The following is a 16,937-nucleotide window of genomic DNA, read 5'->3' on the forward strand; positions in this document are numbered from 1 at the left end:
GTCAGCCGTCGGCGGACCAGCCGCTCAGGCGGGTCAGCAGGCGCTCGAGCACCTGCGGGTCCGCGGCCACGGGGTCGCCGGAGACGGGCTCGTCGACGAGGGTGCGGCGGTCCTGCCGCCGCGGCAGGCGCACCTGCCGCGCGGTCATCCCGCCGGGCAGCGGGAGCTCGCACCAGGTCGTGCGGCCGCCGCCGTCGGCGGGCACCACGCCGACCCGCTCGCCGGGCCGGGCCTGCGGGGCCGGCAGGCCGGGCACGTCGTCGTCGACCTCGACCGAGAGCACCTCGGCGCGCAGCCGCAGCCGCAGCGTGACGAAGGCGGGCGACTTGGGGTCACCGGCGTCGATCACGGCCTCGACCAGGCGTTTCGCGGTGGCGGTCACCTGCTCCAGCATCGGCATCAGGGACCAGTCGGTGAGAATCAGGCGGACGAACAGCTCGGTGACCGGCAGCGCGCTGGGCTGCGCGACGAGCCGGATGTCGTCCATCTGGGAGGTGTGCGCGCTCAAACCTGACCTTCCTCACCCAGGTGCGGCCGTTTCGGGTCCCGCATCTTGCCACCCGGCCTCCGGCGGCACGGTACCGGCCGCGTCCGCGTTGCCACCGTCGGGGCCATGGGTGAGCGGGTCGAAGACGAGGCGTTGCGCGCCGAACGGCTGCTGGACGCAGGCGAAGGCGGTCGAGCTGTTCGACGCGGTCGCCGGGCGCGGCATCCTGGCGCCCGGCGTCCGCGAGACCGAGGCGAGCGACGCGGGTCGCTGCCCGGAGCGACGCGGGAGCCGATCCAGGCGCTGTCGATCGTCTCGTGCGGGAACCGCCCGGCGAGGTGGCCCCCCGATGCGGCGGCCGGACTCGGCCGGGCGGACGTCGCACTGGATCCTCGAGGTGCACCTCGTGGACCGGGAACGGGAGATCGGCGGGTTCTTCGGGCAGCCGCTGGATCTGGGGCCGGGCGCCGCGGAGCCGCGACGCCCGGCCCGCCGCCGCTCACACCCGGGCCGGCACCCACAGCTCGTCGATCGTGCGTTCCGCCGCCGCGAGGCTCTCGTCGGCGAGCGGGATGAGCTCCGCCATCGCCGGGTTCACGTGGGCCAGGGTCAGCTCCGCCGTGATGAACCGCGGCTCGAGGCCGGTCAGCGAGACGCCGTGGGGCAGCCACTGCTCGGCGTGGTCCCAGCCTTCGCGGGGCGTGCCCTCGCCGTACCCGCCGCCGCGGGAGGCCAGCACGATGAACTCCCGGCCGGCGAGCAGGCCGGCCCCCGTCTCGGCGTCGATCGAGTGGCCCCGGGCGATCAGGTGGTCGACCCACGTCTTGACGCTGCTCGGCGCGCCGAAGTTGTACACCGGCAGGCCCAGCAGCACCGTGTCGGCCGCCTTCACCTCGCCGATGACCTCCAGGGTCCGCGCCCACGTCGCCGCTTGCTCGGGCGTGTGCTGCTCCGGCGGGACCATGCCGGCCAGCCCGCCGGTCGCGTCGAAGTGCGGGAGCGGATTCGCGCCCAGGTCGCGGTAGGTCACCGTGCCGGCGGGGTGCGCGGCCCGCCACGCGGCCGCGGCCCGCGCGCTGAGCCGGCGGCTCACCGAGCGCTCGCCCTGGATGCTCGAGTCGATGTGGAGAAGGTGCGCCATGTCGTTCGCCATCCATAGATCGTTTGTGTAGGACAAACCATTAATAGCACACCGACCATCGGGGTGCCCATATACTGGGCCGATGACCTCGCTGCCGGTCGTCAACCAGCCGCCCCACCGGTGCGGGGCGTTGCTCGACCACGTCGCGCGCCGGCTGCGGCTGCGCAGCGAGTCGGTGCTGGCCCCGCTCGGGCTGCGGCCGCGGCACCTGATCGCCCTCACCGTCCTGCGCGACCGGGGCGGCAGCTCGCAGCAGGACCTGGCGAAGACCCTCGAGATGGACAGCACGAACGTCGTCGGGCTGCTCAACGACCTCGAAACCGAGAACCTGATCGAGCGGCGCCGCTCCCCCGTCGACCGGCGGCGCCACGTCGTCGAGCTCACCGACGTCGGCGCGAAGCTGCTCGCCAGGGCCGAGTTCGCCCTGGCGGCGGTCGAGGACGAGGTGTTCAGCGCGCTCGGCGACGACCAGCGCGAGACGCTCTACGCGCTCCTGCAGCAGGTGACGAGCAAGACGGAGGCGGAAGCCTGCACGGAGGGCGTGACCGGCCCGACCTGCTGACCCGGCTCAGCCGCCGGCGATGTCCTTCGCCAGCTGCCGCGCCTCCGGCAGCGTGTACTTCCCGGCGATCTGCGTTTCGCCGCCGGTGATGGCGGACTGGACGACCGGCGCGGTCAGCACGCGGCTCTTCAGCACCATCGCGACCTGCTTCCCGACGTTCTGCCCGGTCCAGTCGGCCCACTTCCGCGCGCCCGCGGCGGTGAAGCTGAGGTCGATGACCGAACCGCCGCTCGACGGCTCGACGTGGGCGTCCACGCGGCTCACGTCCGCGCCGCTGAGGAACCCCGGGCCGAGGACGTACTTCGCGCCCGTCACGCGGTCGCAGCTGACCAGCGGCAACGCCGGGTCGTCGCGGCCGTCCAGGGGGTCCGGCGCGCCCGCCGCGCAGTCGAGCGCCTGCGCGGCGGCCTGCTGCGCGGCGGGATCGGTGCTCTGCCGGTCGGTGGCCGCCCCGGTCGGCGGCCCCGGCGGCAGCTCGGTCAGGACCGGCCGGAACCGCAGCTGGGTGCCGTCCTTCACGACGAAACCGGTGGGCGCGGCGTGGCCCGCCACCTCGGCCTGGCAGCCGGTGACGAGCACGGCGACGGCCGCGAGCAAGAGGATCCGCACGCCGCCATTCTGCTGGGTGGACGGGCCCGCGGGGAAGTCATCCGGCCGCGAGGACGGCTTCGAGCCCGGACGCCTGGGTCCGCCAGTCCGTCACGTTCGGCGTGGTCCCGGTCCACCGCTGGCCGATCCGGTTGAGCGCATCGCGGTCTCCCGCCCACACCGCGTCCGCCTGCCTCTGCGCGAAAGCCCGGTACGCGACCGAACCCGTCGCCGTCGCCAGGTCGCCGAAGTAGCGCATGAAGATGCCCTTGAACTGCTTCTGGTTGTCGTCGCAGGAAGCCGTGCCGGTATCGCAGGATTCGACGAGCACGCCGCCCGAGGTGAGCCTCGCCGTCGCCGCGTCCGCCAGCCGCCGCGCCGCGTCCAAATAGGACAGCACGCCGGTGGCGCGCCACAGTTCCACCAGCCCGCCGATGCCGAGGCCCTGGTTGTACGTCCAGACGGTCTGGCCGTTGTTGGCGCACGAAGCCGTCAAGCCGTCGTTCACCAGGCCCGACGCGTTGATCAGGCCGCTGTTCAGGTACCAGTCACCCGCCGTCCTGGCCCGCTGCCCCCACACCGTGTCGCCGGTGGTGCGCTGGTGCAGGGACGCGGTCAGCCGCAGGTACAACCCGGCCGTGACGGCGTTCTTGTACGTGCGCTCGCGGTCCCACCAGACTCCGCCGCCGCACGTGCTCGGGTCCCAGAACCCGTGGACGTAGTTCGCGATCGTCGTCGCCTCGGCGAGGTAACGTGGGTCGCGGGTGCGGTCGTAGACGGCGATCCAGGCCAGGCCCCACCACGCGCTGTCGTCGACGGCCCGGCTCACGAAGTGCCCTTCGATCGGGTCGGAACTGCGGACCCCGGCGGGAAAAGCGGCCCGGTTGACGTCGAAGGTGCGGGCCAGCGCGGCGTCGAGCCCGCCGGCGTCCGCCGCCGCCGTCACCGCGACCGCCGAGTTCCACCAGCTGGACGGCCACCACGCCGTGTACGGCTCGTAGGACCACATCAGCGCGTCGAGCGCCCCGGCGGCGCGGGTCGGCGCCGGGCGCGCCCAGACCGTGCAGCTCCCCTGCGCGTGCGCGGCTTCGCGGCCGCACGCCCGGACCGCGCCGCCGTACAGCCGGCCACGGGGATCCCGCGTCGCGAACGCTGTCGTGCGCGTGGCGGCGGGCACGCTCGTGCGGCCCAGCGACCCTTCCCAGGTGGCGCCGCCGTCCCAGGAACGGTCGAGCCAGACCTCGTCGCCGGTCCCGCTCGCCTCGATCCCCGCCCACGCCAGGCCGCGGCCGTCGAAGTGGAGCCGGATCGTGCGGCCGAACAGGGTCGTCGGCGCTACCGGCTGGCTGTCGCCCGCGGCGGGCGCGGTGCCGTCGCACGCGGCGTCGCAGACGGCCGGGTAGATCCAGGCGGTGCAGCCGACGCCCTGCGCGTCACCACAGGCCCGCAGCAGGCCGCGGCGGTGGTGCGCCGGATCGGTGAGGTTGTACATCAAGGTGCGGGTGCCGGTCCACGTGCCGGGGACGCTCGCCTTGCCGAGCAGGCCTTCCCAGGTGGCGCCGCCGTCCCACGACCGGTCGAGCCAGACGGCGTCCCCGGCGACGCCGTTGTCGATGCTCGCCCACGCCATGCCGTCGGGATCGGAGGCGTGCAGCCGCAGCACGCGGCCGTTGATCACCTTGTCGGGCAACGGAAAGCTCTCCCGCGCGGCCCGCGACGGGTCGAGGGTGTCGCACGAGGTCACGCACACGGCCGCGGCCGCGGCGACGGCGGGGACGGGGGTCAGGGAGCCGAAGACGAGCAGCAGCACGAGCAATGTCCGCATCGACATCCCTCCACGCACCGGAGTTCCCGCCAGGATAGGAAATCGCGGGCGCGTTCTGAAGGAAATCACCCGGTTCTGGCTCGTTCCGGACAATCGCCGGCTTACTGGTCCGCGGGCGGCGGGAACAGGCGGGGCATGAAGGCGAGCATCAGCGCCGACCACACCACGTGCGTCAGCAGCGGCGCCTGCACCCCGCCCGACCGGCCGCGCTGCAACGCGAACAGCGTCCCCATCACCGCCGAGGCGAGCACCAGCGCCGGATTCCGGGTCGCCGTCGTCGACAGCACGTACACCACCGTGGCTCGGCGTGCGCCGAGGGCGTCGTAGAGCGTGCCGCGGAAGAAGAACTCCTCCGCCGCGCCCGTGACGAGGGCCGTCGCCAGCACCGACGGCGTCGAACCCCGGTGGGCGTGCGAGAGCACGCCGGCGATCGCGCGGCGCAGCGGCGGGATGCGGCGGGCGACCAGCGCGCAGCCGTAGAAGACGCCGAACGCGCCCGCTCCGGCCAGCACCGGCTGCGCCACGTCGGCGCGGCCACGGGACACCGGCCCGACCGCGAGCGCCCCGGCGAACCACGTTCCGGCGACGGACGCGGTGAGCGCGTGGAACCGGCGCGAACCGGGCCGGCTGGCCAGCGACGCGCCGAGCAGCCCGGACCCGGCGGCGGTCACGGCGGCGAGGAACGGCTTCACTCCGTCCGCCGGTTCTTCGCCCGCTCGCCCAAGGCCTGCAGCACGGCGTCGTCGTAGCCCATCGGCTCGAACTCGACGATCCGGCGGATCGCGTCGTCGCGGACGACGACCTCGTTGGTCATCGAGTCGATCAGGGCCCGGCCGGTCGTGACGTCGATGTCGGTGACCAGCGAAAGCCAGTACGACGACAGGCGCGGGGACAGCAGCGGCACCGCCACGATCAGCAGCGGCCTGCCCTCGATCGCCGCCACCCGCTGAAGCATGTCCCGGTAGGCCAGCACTTCGGGACCGCCGATCTCGAACGTCCGGCCCTCGGCCTCCGCGTGGTCGAGCACGCCGACCAGGTAGCGGACGACGTCCGCGACGGCGATCGGCTGCGTGCGGGTGCCGACCCAGCGCGGGGTCACCATCGCCGGCAGGTGCTCCACGAGCTGGCGCGTCAGCTCCCACGACGTGCCGCCGTGCCCGATGACGATGCCGGCGCGCAGCACCGTGACCGGCACGCCGGTCTCGCCCAGCAGCCGCTCGACCTCGCGCCGGCTGGCGAGGTGCTCCGACAGCGAGTCGTCGTCGTCCCCGAGGCCGCCGAGGTAGACGATCCGGCGCAGGTCGACGTCCGCGGCGGCGCGGGCGAACGCACGCGCAGCGGAGGCGTCGCGGCTCTTGAAGTCCGCACTGTCGAGTGAATGCACGAGGTAGTAAGCGGCTTCGGCGCCCTTGAGCGCGTCCCGCAGGGAACCGACGTCGGCGACGTCGCCGCGCACGGCCTTGCCGGCGCCGCGGTACTTCGCGGGGTGGCGGGTCATCGCGAGCACCTCGTGCCCGGCCGCCTCCAGCGCCGGGCACAACCGGCTGCCGACGAACCCCGAAGCCCCGGCGACCAGCACTCGCATACCCGTCGACGTTAGCGGGGGCTTCGCCGGTCCGCAGAACGTCCGCCACCGGCGACGCAGACCGCGGCGACGACGCCTCCGCAGCCGAGCAGCTGCACCAGGCTCGGCGTCTCCCCGAGCAGGCCGATGCCCAGCAGCACCGCGCCGACCGGCTGCAGCAGCATCAGCGTCGCCCCGGTCGTGGCGGACATCCGCGGCAGCGCGGCGGAGATGAGCAGCCAGCCGGTCAGCTGGCCGACCACGGCGAGCGCGACCAGCCAGCCGAACGCCGGCCAGCCGGGCGCCAGGTCGAGCGTGCCGGTCGGGATGCCGAGCACGAGCGCGACCAGCCCGGCGGAGATCGTGGCCAGCACCAGCGAGTGCGCCTGCGTGCCCGAGCCGCCGCTGAGCCGGATCAGGAACAGGTAGGCGGCGTACCCGGCGCCGGCCAGCAGCGCCGCGACGGCGCCGGTGACCGGGTCCGGGCCGAACGAGCCGGTGCCGGCGAACCCGCCGGCCAGCACCACGCCGCCGAGCAGCACGGGCGCGGCGACGAGGAACCGCTTCGACGGCCGTTCCGCGAGGAACGCGAACGCCAGCAGCGGCACGATGACCACCTGCACGGCGAGGAGCACCGTCGCGATGCCGGCCCCGACCCGCGGGATCGCTTCGCCCCACAGCACGAAGTCCAGGCCCAGCCCGGCCCCGGCCAGCAGCGGGAAGAGCACGCGGCGGCGCTGTGCCGGGTCCGCCTTCCGCCGTTCCCGCCCGGCCAGCACGAGCAGGACCGGCAGCGCCAGCAGGCAACGCCAGAACGCGCTCGTGCTGCCGCTGGTGTGCGACACCTTGATGAAGACCGACGACAGCGAGATGCAGAAACTGCCGAGCGCGGCGAGCAGACGGGGGTCGAAGCGCTGGGTGAACCCGGGTCGGGTGGCGGGGCGGGGCACGGTCGTGGTCACGCCTCCAGCCTCCGGCGCCCCACTGTCAAGGACAAGCGAATGTTTCTGCGCGGAATTCGGTAGCATCTCTACCGTGTTCGGACTCGAGCGGATGCGCGCGCTGCACGCCGTCGCGACCCAGGGCTCGGTCGCCGCGGCGGCCGCGTCCCTGCACGTCACGCCGTCCGGGGTGTCGCAGCAGCTGGCGAAGCTGGAGCGGGAAGCCGGCCAGCCGCTGCTGGAGCCGCGCGGCCGCGGCGTCCGGCTGACGAAGGCGGGCCAGGTGCTGGCCGGCCACGCCGAGCGGATCCTCGCGCAGGTCGCCGAGGCGAAGGCGGACCTCGAACTGCTGCGCGAGGACGTCATCGGCCCGCTGCGGGTCGGCGCGATCCCGACGACCGTGCACGCGCTGCTCCCACCCGCGCTCGCCACGCTCGCCGCGCAGCACCCGCGGCTGGCGGTGACGCTGCACGAGGGTGAAGCGGAACAGACCATGCCCCGGGTGCTGGCCGGCGACCTCGACGTCGCGGTGCTGGAAAGCTGGGAGGACCGGCCGACGGTCATCCCGCCGTCGACGACGCGGATCGCGCTCTTCTCCGACGTCGCCGACCTGGCGCTGCCCGCCGGGCACCGGCTGGCGCACCGCAAGACGGTCGATCTGTCCGAAGTGGACGATCTGCCGTGGATCGGCTGGAGCGCCGGGTCCGGGTGCCACGAGTGGCTGGTGCAGGTGCTGCGCAAGCAGCGGCTGGAGCCGCGGATCAGCTGCACGGTCGGCGGTTACCCGACACAGCTGGCCCTGGTGGCGGGCAACGTCGGCGCGGCGTTGGTGCCGCGGCTGGCCCGCGAGCGGCTGCCCGAAGGCGTCCGCATCCTGACCACGCGCCCGACGCTGACCCGGACGATCTACGCGATCTGCCGGGCGGGCGAAGAGGACCACGGCGCCGTGCGCGCGTGCCTGGACGCGCTCCGGGCCGCCTCCGCGCGGTTCGAAAGCGCGGGACGGCCGGTCGGCTGAGGGCAGTCCTCTCACGCGAGGGGCAAGGGCTCACCACGGCGGGCGCGGTCGACGCGGGGAGCCCGCTGCACCCCGGCGCCGCCGGCCCAGGCGAACCGGCTACCGGCTGAGCCGCTCCGCCATCTCGGTCACCAGCTTCCCCGGCCGCCGGTGGTGGACCAGGAAGATCTCCCGCGCCGGGCGCGCGCCGGCCGCGTCGCGGACCTCGATCCGGGCCCCACCGGCGCGGCCGAGCACGCTCTCCGGGACGAACGCGATGCCCAGCCCGGCCTCGACCAGCGCCAGGATCACCTGGTAGTCGCGGGTTTCGTAGGCGACGCGCAGCCGGACCCCGGCGGCGACGGCGAGCTCTTCGAGGCAGGCCCGGTTGGGCACGCCCGGGCTGCCGGAGATCCAGTCCTCCCCGGCCAGGGCGCTCAGGGTCAGCCGGCGGACCCGGGCCTTCGGGTGCCCGACCGGCAGGACCAGCCGGAACCGCTCCGAGCGCAGCAGCGACCGCGTCAGCCCGCGCGGGTCCGGCAGCGGCGCTCCCGGGTACCGGTGGGTGATGAGCAGGTCGAGGTCGCGGGAGCTGACCAGGCCGTAGCCGTCGGGCGGCTCGAGGTCCAGCAGCCGCAGCGCGACCGCTGGGTGGTCGCGGCGGAACTCCGCGAGCGCCGCGGGCACCAGCGTCATGCCCGCGCTCGCGAACGTGCCGACGGTGAGCTGCGCCGGTTCCTCGCCGAGCAGGGCGCGGACCGTCCGCTCGGCGGTCCGCAGCTCCCCGACGATGGTTTCCGCGTGGGTGAGCAGCGCCGTCCCGATCGGCGTGAGCGTGACGCCGCGCGGGTTGCGGTGCAGCAGGGACGCCCCGACGTCGCGCTCCAGCTTGGCCAGCTGCTGCGAGACGGCGGACGGAGTGAAGGCGAGTCTTTGAGCCGCGCCGGCGATCGAGCCGGCGTGCGCGACCTCGGCGAGCAGGGCCAGGCGGTGGGCGTCGAGCACGGGTTCCTCCAGCCATAAGCAGCGCTAACGCCAGCATAGGAGACGTCGCTGGTGCTTACGGCCGCCCGCGCGCATGCTGGGGCCATGATCAGCACTTCGGATGTGGAACTGGCGGCGGCGCGGATCCGGGGCCGGGTCCGCCGGACCCCGGTGCTCGCCGCGGACGACGGCGTGTGGTTCAAGCTGGAGCAGCTGCAGCACACCGGGTCGTTCAAGGCCCGCGGCGCCTTCAACCGGATCATCGCGGCCGGCGAGCTCTCGGCGGCCGGGGTCGTGGCGGCGTCCGGAGGCAACGCCGGGCTCGCCGTCGCCCACGCCGCCCGGGAATTCGGCCTGGCCGCGCGGGTCTTCGTCCCGGCGAACGCGCCCGCGGTGAAGGTGGCGAAGCTGCACGACCTGGGCGCGGCCGTCGAGCTGGTGGGTGACCGGTACGCCGACGCCTACGACGCGGCCGTGAAGCACGCGGCGGACTCCGGTGCGCTCTTCTGCCACGCCTACGACCAGCCGGAGATCTGCGCCGGGCAGGGCACGATCGGCCTCGAGCTGCTCGAGCAGACCGACGGCTTGGACACCGTCCTGGTCGCGGTCGGCGGCGGCGGGCTGCTGGCCGGGATCGCCGCGGCCGTCGAAGGCCGGGCGCGGGTGGTCGGCGTCGAACCGCACACGGCTCCGACGCTCAACACCGCCCTGGCCGCGGGCGAGCCGGTCCCGGTCGAGGTGTCCGGCGTCGCCGCCGACTCCCTCGGCGCGTCCCGGCTCGGGGACATCGCCTTCGCCGTGGCCACCCGCACGGACGCGGGTTCGGTGCTGGTGGACGACGCCGCGATCGTCGAAGCCCGGGCGGCGCTGTGGGACCGCTACCGCCTGGCCGTCGAGCCCGGCGGGGCGACGGCGTTCGCGGCGCTGCTCAGCGGCGCCTACCGGCCGGCGCCCGGCGAGCGCGTCGCCGTCCTGCTCTGCGGCGCCAACACCGACCCCGCGACGCTCACTTCCCCGACAGCCGCTCCACCAGCGGCGCGAACTCCTCGATGAACGCGCCGTTGACGCTGACGTAGGACACGCCGAGCTCTTCGCGACGGCGTTCGAGCTCTTCGGCCATGGCGTCGACGCTGCCGCGGACCATGGCCAGCGAGTCGTGCTCGATGAGGGTCTCGGCGTCGACACCGATGAAGCCGCGGATCCACGGCGGCACCTGCTCGCCGACGACCCAGAGGTTCAGGGAGAGCTCGATGTCGCGGTCACCGGCCGCGGCGCGGATCTCCTCGACGTAGCCGCGCATCTCGTCGCGGGTGGTCAGCGGACCGCCGGCCAGCGTGACGATGTCGGCCTTCGCGCCGGCCAGGCGACGCGCTTTCGGGCCGCCCGCGGCGATCATCACCGGCGTGTGCGCGTCCCCGTCGAGCCGCCGGACGTGGTCGACCGTCTCGGAGATCGAGTCGAGGCGCTCCTGCCCGGAGCCGTAGGGCAGCCCGAGTTCTTCGGCCTGCTGCCGCATCGACGGCAGCCCGGTGCCGAGGCCGAGCTCGAACCGGCCGCCGGTCACCACCGCGAGGCTGTGCGCCTCCCACGCCGCCGCCCGCGCGGTGCGCAGCGGACTGGCCAGGACGAACGAGCCGACGCGCAGATCGGTCGTCACGGCGGCGGCGGCCGCGAGCGCCGCGGTCGGGCTCGGCAGGTTCAGGTTGTCCGGGCAAAGAAGCGTCGCGTAGCCGAGCTCTTCGGCGCGCCGGGCCGTGGCGAGCCACTTCGCGCCTCCTTCCGTCGCCCCCGCCACCACACCGAACCGGAACGCCTTCTGCGGCATCGAAACACCCCCACGTCGTCTGGTCCTTCGATCCAACCACCGGTGCGCCCGGCCGTGCCACCACGGCCGGGCGCGCGCCCGGCGTCAGCCGCGCTGGTATTCCTCCCAGGTGACCTTCGGGACCGAGGGGCCGTCGTCGGCGCCGCGGCCGGCGAGGCCGTTCATGCCCAGGTAGTAGTCGCCGGTCTGGTGCTGCGCGCCCGACGACAGGTCCGGGTCGGAGATCGCCATCGCGTGGATGTGGTAGGCGAAGCCCTGGGCCGGGGTGCGCAGCCACGCCGCGAACCCGACCTTGCGCAGCGCCTTCAGCAGGTTCGTCCGGCTCGTCGTCGACAGGTTGGACACTGAGATGTCCATGGCGCCGCCGCCGTCGTGCGTACCGGCCGAAGCGTCGACGCCACCCGGGTTGTACGAGCCCTGGGTCAGGCTGACCGAGGAGCCGAAGATCCCCTCGGCGGCCACGAGCATCGCCTTGGTGCGGGTGTTGAGCGTGACGCCGTGGTAGGTGACGTGGCTGCCCGCGGACACCGGGCTGGTGACGGTGTACCGGCCGGAGCCCAGCGTCTCCAGCGAGGTCTTGCCCGGCAGCCCGGAAGCGTCGATGCCGGTGTAGCCCAGCGACTTCTGGAACTGCGAGTACGCCGAAATCGTCGTCGTGCCGAAGTAGCCGTCGACGTAGGTGCTGTCGAGCAGCCCCTTCGCCTGCAGCGCCTGCTCGACCAGCAGGACGCTGTCGTGCGCGCCCGGTGTCTGCGTGTCGTCGGCGCGGCGCGGGTCGATCTGGGCCGCCTTCAGCACGGCCTCCATGTTCGCCGTGGGCAACGCCGTCGTGACCGCGGTCCCGGCCTGCGCCGGCGCGGCCACGGCGAACAGCGTGGCGGTGAACGCCGTGAGTACGGCGGCCTTCGTGAACATCCCTGTCCTCCACTGATCGGAATCTCTGCGGCCACCACGATCACCCGACCGGATACAAGGGACGTACAAAACCGGCGTTCCCGGGCGACGCGCCGGTCACGGCCCGGAGCCGCCCGACCCCGCAGCGTCGTAACAGCTTGTAATACCGCCCACACCGATTTTGTGTTCTACCTGGTCCGTACGTGTTTCTTGGCGTCACGGAGAGTTCCGACGCCGGGGGACTGGACGCGCCCGTGCTCGTTTCGTAACCTGTTCGAGATCTCGCGGCCCCCGGCCGTCGATGAGGCGGCGACGCGAGATCGCCGCCGATACCCCCTGCCCGGGGACCGGACCCCCATCACGCGCTTCACCTGATGCGGTGAAGCACGGCCCGATGACGGGACAGCGCGGACGAGGCCCCCGACTCGCCGCCCCGGTGCCCGACGGCGGCTGATCAGCAAAGGAGACCCGCGCGAGAATGCGTTCGCATCCCGTCAAGCGCGTGGTGTCAGGTGCCCTCGCCGCGGCCTCGGTGATCACTCTCGTCACCATGGCCCAGCCGACGGCCACCGCCGCCCCCATCCCCGTCCTCCAGGCCCCGCCCACCGGGTCGGAAGCCCTCGCCAAGTACCGCGACCTCGCGGCACAGGCGGAAAAGCTCAACGAAGACCTGCTCAAGGCGCAGGACGACCTGACCGCGAAGCAGGGTCAGCTCGACAAGGCCAACGCCGACGTCACCGCCGCGAAGGACGCCGGCGTCCAGGCCACCGAGGCGAAGCAGAAGTACCAGTCCCAAGTGGACAAGTTCGCCGGCGCGTCGTTCACCAGCGGCGTCCAGATGAACAAGCTGTCGGCGCTGCTGGCCGGCACGTCGACGCAGGACTTCCTGGACCGTTCGGCGGCCCTCGAGGTCATCGCGACCGACAAGAACGCCGCGATGGACAACCTCAGCGGCGCGGCCGAGAAGGCCACGGCGGCCGAGAAAGCGGCGACCGACGCGGCGAAGCGGGCCCAGGACGCCCGCGACGCGGCAGCGAAGCTGGCGTCGGACATCGAGGCCAAGAAGAAGAACCTGCAGACCCAGATCGACCAGCTCGAGGCGCAGAGCCGGACCCTCAGCAGCGCCGACAAGGCCGCTCAGAAGGACACCGGCGGCACGGCTCCCACCGTGAAGGCGCCCACCGCGGCGGCGCAGGCGGCGGTCAACGCGGCGCTGAGCAAGCTCGGCAGCGCCTACGTCTGGGGCGCCACCGGGCCGAGCACGTTCGACTGCTCGGGTCTGATGCAGTGGGCGTACAAGCAGGCCGGCATCACCCTGCCCCGCACGTCGGCGGCGCAGGCCGGCTTCGGCACCCCGGTGTCGCGGGACCAGCTGCAGCCGGGCGACCTCGTCGCCTACTACTCCCCCGTGTCCCACATCGGGATGTACCTCGGCGACGGCAAGATGGTGCACGCGCCGACGAGCGGCGACGTCGTCAAGATCTCGCCGCTGCAGAGCCAGTACGCGGGCGCGACCCGGCCGACCGCCTGACGTGGGGTGCCCCGTTCCGGGAAGTGTAGAAATCCCGGAACGGGGCACTTTCCCGTCATGGTCGAGAAACCTGACGCCGCCACCGTCAAAGCCGTCGGCAAGGTCACCGAAGCGCTCGAGACGATCGAGCGCGCCCGCGGGCACCTGTATTCGTTCCACCAGCTGACCGGGAGCGCGGACCTGGCGCTCGGCGAAGCCGTGGAGCAGCTCGAAAAAGCCGGTCACACGGATTGGGCGCGGCGCATCTCCGAAGAGCTCATCGGGCTCAACGTGCTACCCGATCGGTGGACTTTCCAGGTTGTCGAGGAGTACGACGACGGTTACTACAAGGCCTGCCGCGACCTCGAGCGCGACCTGCTGACGTCGCTCACCGACGGGCGCCGCCACCTGCACGAACAGCAGATGAAGGCGGACCGCCGGACGCCGGGCCGGCCGGGCCACGAGGCGGGCTCGCCGAGCACCCCGCCCGCGTGACCGGCGATTGTCGTACCCCTGGGATACAGTCGGATCCGAACGAACAGACGTTCGATCGACGGCGATGGGAGAAGTCATGACGGACCAGGTCGAACCGAACCCCGAGAAGGACCCGAGCGACTGGACCACCGGCGACGAGCCGATGACCGGGCCGCAGAAGTCGTACCTGCAGACCCTGGCCCAGGAGGCCGGGGTGGAGGTGCCGGACAACCTCACGAAGGCGGAGGCTTCAGAGCGGATCGACGAACTGCAGCGGACCACCGGGCGGGGCACCTGAGGGTTGGTGCGGGTTCTGCGGGACCTCAAGCTGGGCCAGGGGTAGCCGATCGGCGGCGCTGAGCGACCTCGGTGAGGCGCGATGGTGTGCACGCGCCGCGATCGGCAGGCCGGTCGCGGCTGCGAGTCCCCGCTGGGTGAGCCGCGACGCGGTGCAGCCGGCGCGCGTGTGCTCGACGCCACGGCATGCCGCTCCCCGGTGCGGGTAATCGGACACCTGATGCCCTACTCCCCGAAGGAGGACATCCCGTGTATCTGATCGTGCTGCTCGTGATCCTGGCCGGGCTGCTCGTGCTCGGCGCGAGTGCCGTCCGGGAGCTGCCGAAGCCCTATCCGGTCACCGCGAAGCGGACTCTCGTCTTGGCTTGGCTGGTGGCCGCCGCCGGGACCGTCTGGTGGGGTCTTGCGCCCGGTGCTGGGGCGCTCGTCGTCACCGTTGTCGGGTTCGGGTTGCTCGTGGCCACCCTGAACCGCGGGCCCGAGCGCCCGTCCTACCCGCACGCCACTCCCTACCAGCCGCCTCGGTGATCGGGGCGGTTGGCGGTGCCGTTCGACGGGTACCACCGGGAAATGTCCCAGCCGAACGAACAGCAACCCGAGATCGCGCGCCCGGCCACCCCGGATCCCGGCCGGGCGGACGACAACCTCTACGAAACCGGTGAAGGCAAACCACCGGACAGCGCCGAAGAGGCCTACAGCGTCGGGGGAAAGGTGATCGGCGAACTGCGGGAGCGCCGCGGGAAGTGAGCCGTCAGGCCACTGCGGGCAGCGCCGAACCCGTCACGCGGAAGAGGAACTCCGCGTTGGAGCCGGTCTTGCGGAGCCGGTCGATCAGTTGCTCGACCGCGTGCGGACCCTGCAGGGCACGCCGGACTTCGCGCATCGCCGCGAGTTCGCCCGGGGTGACCAGGAGTTCTTCGCGCCGGGTGCCGGACGCGGCCAGGTCGACCGCCGGGAACACCCGGCGCTCGGCCATCCTGCGGTCGAGCTTGAGTTCGGCGTTTCCGGTGCTCTTCAGCTCCTCGAAGAACACCGTGTCGGCCAGCGAACCGGTTTCCACCAGCGCGGTCGCGACGATCGTGAGCGATCCGCCGCCTTCGAGGTTGCGGGCGGCGCCGAGGATCCGCTTCATCGGCTGCAACGCGGCCGCGTCGACGCCGCCGGACAGTGTGCGCCCGGACGGGCGGGCCGAAAGGTTGTACGCGCGGCCGAGCCGGGTGAGCGAGTCGAGCAGCAGCACGACGTCTTCACCGCGCTCCACCAGGCGTTTCGCGCGCTCGACGGTGAGTTCCGCCACCGCGACGTGTTCGGCGGGCGGCCGGTCGAAAGTGGACGCGATCACCTCGCCTCGGACGGTCCGGCGCAGCTCGGTGACCTCCTCCGGCCGCTCGTCGGCGAGGAGGACCAGCAGCCGGCAGTCCGGGTGGTTGGCCGCGATGCCGTGGCCGATTTCGCTGAGCACCGTGGTTTTCCCGGCTTTCGGCGGCGAGACGACCAGTGCGCGCTGTCCCCGGCCGAGCGGGGTGACGAGGTCGATGACGCGCGGCAGCAGCCGCGTCGGCGTGGTTTCGAGCAGCAGCCGCTGGTCGGGGTGCACCGGGACGAGGTTGTCGAAGAACGGGCGCGGCTCCGCCGGATCGGCGCCGTTGACGCTGGCGATCGTCTCGGTGGTGCCGGTGATTTCGTCGCCGGCCCGCAGCTTGTGCTTGCGGACGACGGGAAGCGGCAGGGCGATGTCGTCGGGCGCCGGCCGGTAGCCGGTCCGGACGAACGGGGTTTTTCCTGACAGGTCAAGGATTCCGTGAAAAGACATGGGTGTCTCCAGATGAGGTGGGATGGCCCGCGTACGACAGCGTGGCCGTGCAATGAGGAAAGAGGCCGAGTGGCCTGGATCCGGGGAGCTACCTCCGGGCGGCCGAAGGGCCGACATCCGCGAGGAGCGTCTTCACTGTAGCGAGACATTAAGCAAAGCACAACGGGTAGGACTCCGTCGCGGTGGGTAGCCCACTTGAGAAGCCCGCCGCAACGGGGGACCGCGGCTGACCGATGGGAGCGGATCGTGTATCGACACACCTCGGAACCCGGCGTCGATACGGGCGAAAGCACCGACGCCGACCAAGCCGGGACCACGTCACCGGAACGCAGCACCGCCGGGGCCGTGGTCGTCTCGACGTTCGAAGAGCTGGCGCCGGCCCTGCCCAACGAGATGGCCGACCTGCGCCGCAAGCTGACCCGCTGGCTGGGCGAGCTCCCGCTCGACGCGGGCAGCACGCACGACATCACGCTGGCCACGTACGAAGCACTGGCGAACGTGGCGGCGCACGCCTACCCGGACGGCCACGGCTGGGCCCGCCTCCAGGCGAGCCGAGCGGGCGACGCGGTCACGGTGACGGTCACGGACACCGGCTGCGGCATCCCGGCGACCCGGCCCCGGGTGGCCGGCCTGCGCACTTCCGGCGGCCGCGGCTTGGTGCTGATCGACAAGGTGACCGACCAGTCCGACATCGACACGGGCGGCCACGGAACAACGGTCCGCATGACCTGGCGCCCGGCAGCACTACGCGAGGCACGCCCGGCGTGAGCTGTGGCAAGGTGCCAACGGCCCGGACGACCTGGCGCCCGGCGGCGCTCACGAGGCACGCCCGGCCTGAGTCGTGGCGCAGTGCCACAGGGGGATTACGGTTCGTAGCCGCGCGTGGCTGAGAGCAGCCCGCCCGGCTGAGTGCGCGCCCGCGCGAGTGCCGAGAACGGCCTCGCACAGGGACCGCACATGAAACGCAGGGGAAGCCTTGAAGGGCTTCACCTACGGGCCACCCTGCCCCGGCGGCCCACAGGCCCCCGCCCAATT

At 72.9% G+C, this 16,937-nt stretch carries 20 protein-coding genes; 9 read left to right on the top strand and 11 right to left on the bottom strand.

Annotated elements, in window-relative coordinates; genetic code table 11:
- Nucleotide 1: 1 nt before the first annotated feature.
- Together ACH54P_RS11855 and ACH54P_RS11860 are read right to left on the bottom strand one after the other, a co-directional pair.
- Nucleotides 2–508: an ATP-binding protein gene (locus ACH54P_RS11855; protein WP_489912420.1), complete on the bottom strand. Its 507-nt coding sequence runs from the start codon at nt 506–508 to the stop codon at nt 2–4.
- A 478-nt stretch (nt 509–986) separates the two neighbouring features.
- Nucleotides 987–1,628 (bottom strand): FMN-dependent NADH-azoreductase, encoded by a 642-nt coding sequence (locus ACH54P_RS11860; protein ID WP_489916396.1) that lies wholly within the window; start codon nt 1,626–1,628, stop codon nt 987–989.
- An 82-nt stretch (nt 1,629–1,710) separates the two neighbouring features.
- Between ACH54P_RS11860 and ACH54P_RS11865 the strand changes: the two genes are divergently transcribed.
- Nucleotides 1,711–2,190 (top strand): MarR family winged helix-turn-helix transcriptional regulator, encoded by a 480-nt coding sequence (locus ACH54P_RS11865; protein ID WP_489912421.1) that lies wholly within the window; start codon nt 1,711–1,713, stop codon nt 2,188–2,190.
- Nucleotides 2,191–2,196: 6 nt separating this feature from the next.
- Here ACH54P_RS11865 and ACH54P_RS11870 read toward each other — a convergent pair whose 3' ends face one another.
- From ACH54P_RS11870 to ACH54P_RS11890, 5 genes are all read right to left on the bottom strand, one after another.
- The gene (locus ACH54P_RS11870) at nt 2,197–2,799 is read right to left on the bottom strand and encodes a SecDF P1 head subdomain-containing protein (RefSeq protein WP_489912422.1); all 603 of its coding nucleotides are present in this window, start codon (nt 2,797–2,799) and stop codon (nt 2,197–2,199) included.
- A 37-nt stretch (nt 2,800–2,836) separates the two neighbouring features.
- Entirely contained in the window at nt 2,837–4,603 is a 1,767-nt protein-coding gene (locus ACH54P_RS11875) for a glycoside hydrolase family 76 protein (protein ID WP_489912423.1), read from the bottom strand.
- A 101-nt stretch (nt 4,604–4,704) separates the two neighbouring features.
- Complete coding sequence (locus ACH54P_RS11880; RefSeq protein ID WP_489912424.1) at nt 4,705–5,295, bottom strand: CPBP family intramembrane glutamic endopeptidase; 591 nt, start codon at nt 5,293–5,295, stop codon at nt 4,705–4,707.
- A complete protein-coding gene (locus ACH54P_RS11885; protein WP_489912425.1) occupies nt 5,292–6,188 on the bottom strand; it encodes an NAD(P)H-binding protein in 897 nt (298 codons plus the stop codon). The genes ACH54P_RS11880 and ACH54P_RS11885 overlap by 4 nt, the downstream gene beginning before the upstream one ends.
- Nucleotides 6,189–6,199: 11 nt before the next feature.
- A complete protein-coding gene (locus ACH54P_RS11890; RefSeq protein ID WP_489912426.1) occupies nt 6,200–7,129 on the bottom strand; it encodes a DMT family transporter in 930 nt (309 codons plus the stop codon).
- Nucleotides 7,130–7,202: 73 nt separating this feature from the next.
- Between ACH54P_RS11890 and ACH54P_RS11895 the strand changes: the two genes are divergently transcribed.
- Nucleotides 7,203–8,126 carry a LysR family transcriptional regulator gene (locus ACH54P_RS11895; protein ID WP_489912427.1) on the top strand — a complete coding sequence of 308 codons (924 nt, stop codon included), beginning with the start codon at nt 7,203–7,205 and terminating at the stop codon, nt 8,124–8,126.
- A gap of 99 nt (nt 8,127–8,225) precedes the next feature.
- Here the strand turns inward: ACH54P_RS11895 and ACH54P_RS11900 are convergent, their stop codons facing one another.
- Entirely contained in the window at nt 8,226–9,110 is an 885-nt protein-coding gene (locus ACH54P_RS11900; RefSeq protein ID WP_489912428.1) for a LysR family transcriptional regulator, read from the bottom strand.
- Nucleotides 9,111–9,194: 84 nt separating this feature from the next.
- Between ACH54P_RS11900 and ACH54P_RS11905 the strand changes: the two genes are divergently transcribed.
- Nucleotides 9,195–10,142 (top strand): threonine/serine dehydratase, encoded by a 948-nt coding sequence (locus ACH54P_RS11905; protein WP_489912429.1) that lies wholly within the window; start codon nt 9,195–9,197, stop codon nt 10,140–10,142.
- On the opposite strand, the gene ACH54P_RS11910 is transcribed toward ACH54P_RS11905, so the two are convergent.
- A complete protein-coding gene (locus ACH54P_RS11910; protein ID WP_489912430.1) occupies nt 10,096–10,914 on the bottom strand; it encodes an LLM class flavin-dependent oxidoreductase in 819 nt (272 codons plus the stop codon). The genes ACH54P_RS11905 and ACH54P_RS11910 overlap by 47 nt on opposite strands.
- An 84-nt stretch (nt 10,915–10,998) precedes the next feature.
- Nucleotides 10,999–11,829, bottom strand: a complete 831-nt coding sequence (locus ACH54P_RS11915; protein WP_489912431.1) for a peptidoglycan-binding domain-containing protein — start codon at nt 11,827–11,829, stop codon at nt 10,999–11,001.
- Between the two features lie 457 nt (nt 11,830–12,286).
- On the opposite strand from ACH54P_RS11915, the gene ACH54P_RS11920 reads away from it, so the two are divergent.
- From ACH54P_RS11920 to ACH54P_RS11940, 5 genes are all read left to right on the top strand, one after another.
- On the top strand, nt 12,287–13,339 hold the full coding sequence (locus ACH54P_RS11920) for a C40 family peptidase (RefSeq protein WP_489912432.1): 1,053 nt from the start codon (nt 12,287–12,289) through the stop codon (nt 13,337–13,339).
- A 57-nt stretch (nt 13,340–13,396) separates the two neighbouring features.
- Nucleotides 13,397–13,813 (top strand): hypothetical protein, encoded by a 417-nt coding sequence (locus ACH54P_RS11925; protein WP_489912433.1) that lies wholly within the window; start codon nt 13,397–13,399, stop codon nt 13,811–13,813.
- A gap of 76 nt (nt 13,814–13,889) precedes the next feature.
- Nucleotides 13,890–14,090 carry a DUF3072 domain-containing protein gene (locus ACH54P_RS11930; RefSeq protein ID WP_489912434.1) on the top strand — a complete coding sequence of 67 codons (201 nt, stop codon included), beginning with the start codon at nt 13,890–13,892 and terminating at the stop codon, nt 14,088–14,090.
- Nucleotides 14,091–14,338: 248 nt separating this feature from the next.
- Nucleotides 14,339–14,617 (top strand): hypothetical protein, encoded by a 279-nt coding sequence (locus ACH54P_RS11935; RefSeq protein ID WP_489912435.1) that lies wholly within the window; start codon nt 14,339–14,341, stop codon nt 14,615–14,617.
- 42 nt (nt 14,618–14,659) lie between these two features.
- Entirely contained in the window at nt 14,660–14,836 is a 177-nt protein-coding gene (locus ACH54P_RS11940; protein WP_489912436.1) for a hypothetical protein, read from the top strand.
- A gap of 4 nt (nt 14,837–14,840) precedes the next feature.
- Here the strand turns inward: ACH54P_RS11940 and rho are convergent, their stop codons facing one another.
- Complete coding sequence (rho, locus tag ACH54P_RS11945) at nt 14,841–15,902, bottom strand: transcription termination factor Rho (protein ID WP_489912437.1); 1,062 nt, start codon at nt 15,900–15,902, stop codon at nt 14,841–14,843.
- Between the two features lie 246 nt (nt 15,903–16,148).
- Between rho and ACH54P_RS11950 the strand changes: the two genes are divergently transcribed.
- Nucleotides 16,149–16,670: an ATP-binding protein gene (locus tag ACH54P_RS11950; RefSeq protein WP_489912438.1), complete on the top strand. Its 522-nt coding sequence runs from the start codon at nt 16,149–16,151 to the stop codon at nt 16,668–16,670.
- The last annotated feature ends 267 nt before the right edge of the window (nt 16,671–16,937 follow it).

Source organism: Amycolatopsis sp. N2S4-7, assembly GCF_058119595.1.

What these genes read in the sequence shown, in the direction of transcription:
- ACH54P_RS11860 (WP_489916396.1), bottom strand. Translation starts at nt 1,628, where the DNA reads ATGGCGCACCTTCTCCACATCGACTCGAGCATCCAGGGCGAGCGCTCG.
- ACH54P_RS11865 (WP_489912421.1), top strand. Translation starts at nt 1,711, where the DNA reads ATGACCTCGCTGCCGGTCGTCAACCAGCCGCCCCACCGGTGCGGGGCG.
- ACH54P_RS11875 (WP_489912423.1), bottom strand. Translation starts at nt 4,603, where the DNA reads ATGCGGACATTGCTCGTGCTGCTGCTCGTCTTCGGCTCCCTGACCCCC.
- ACH54P_RS11885 (WP_489912425.1), bottom strand. Translation starts at nt 6,188, where the DNA reads ATGCGAGTGCTGGTCGCCGGGGCTTCGGGGTTCGTCGGCAGCCGGTTG.
- ACH54P_RS11905 (WP_489912429.1), top strand. Translation starts at nt 9,195, where the DNA reads ATGATCAGCACTTCGGATGTGGAACTGGCGGCGGCGCGGATCCGGGGC.
- ACH54P_RS11910 (WP_489912430.1), bottom strand. Translation starts at nt 10,914, where the DNA reads ATGCCGCAGAAGGCGTTCCGGTTCGGTGTGGTGGCGGGGGCGACGGAA.
- ACH54P_RS11915 (WP_489912431.1), bottom strand. Translation starts at nt 11,829, where the DNA reads ATGTTCACGAAGGCCGCCGTACTCACGGCGTTCACCGCCACGCTGTTC.
- ACH54P_RS11920 (WP_489912432.1), top strand. Translation starts at nt 12,287, where the DNA reads ATGCGTTCGCATCCCGTCAAGCGCGTGGTGTCAGGTGCCCTCGCCGCG.
- ACH54P_RS11925 (WP_489912433.1), top strand. Translation starts at nt 13,397, where the DNA reads ATGGTCGAGAAACCTGACGCCGCCACCGTCAAAGCCGTCGGCAAGGTC.
- ACH54P_RS11930 (WP_489912434.1), top strand. Translation starts at nt 13,890, where the DNA reads ATGACGGACCAGGTCGAACCGAACCCCGAGAAGGACCCGAGCGACTGG.
- ACH54P_RS11940 (WP_489912436.1), top strand. Translation starts at nt 14,660, where the DNA reads ATGTCCCAGCCGAACGAACAGCAACCCGAGATCGCGCGCCCGGCCACC.
- rho (WP_489912437.1), bottom strand. Translation starts at nt 15,902, where the DNA reads ATGTCTTTTCACGGAATCCTTGACCTGTCAGGAAAAACCCCGTTCGTC.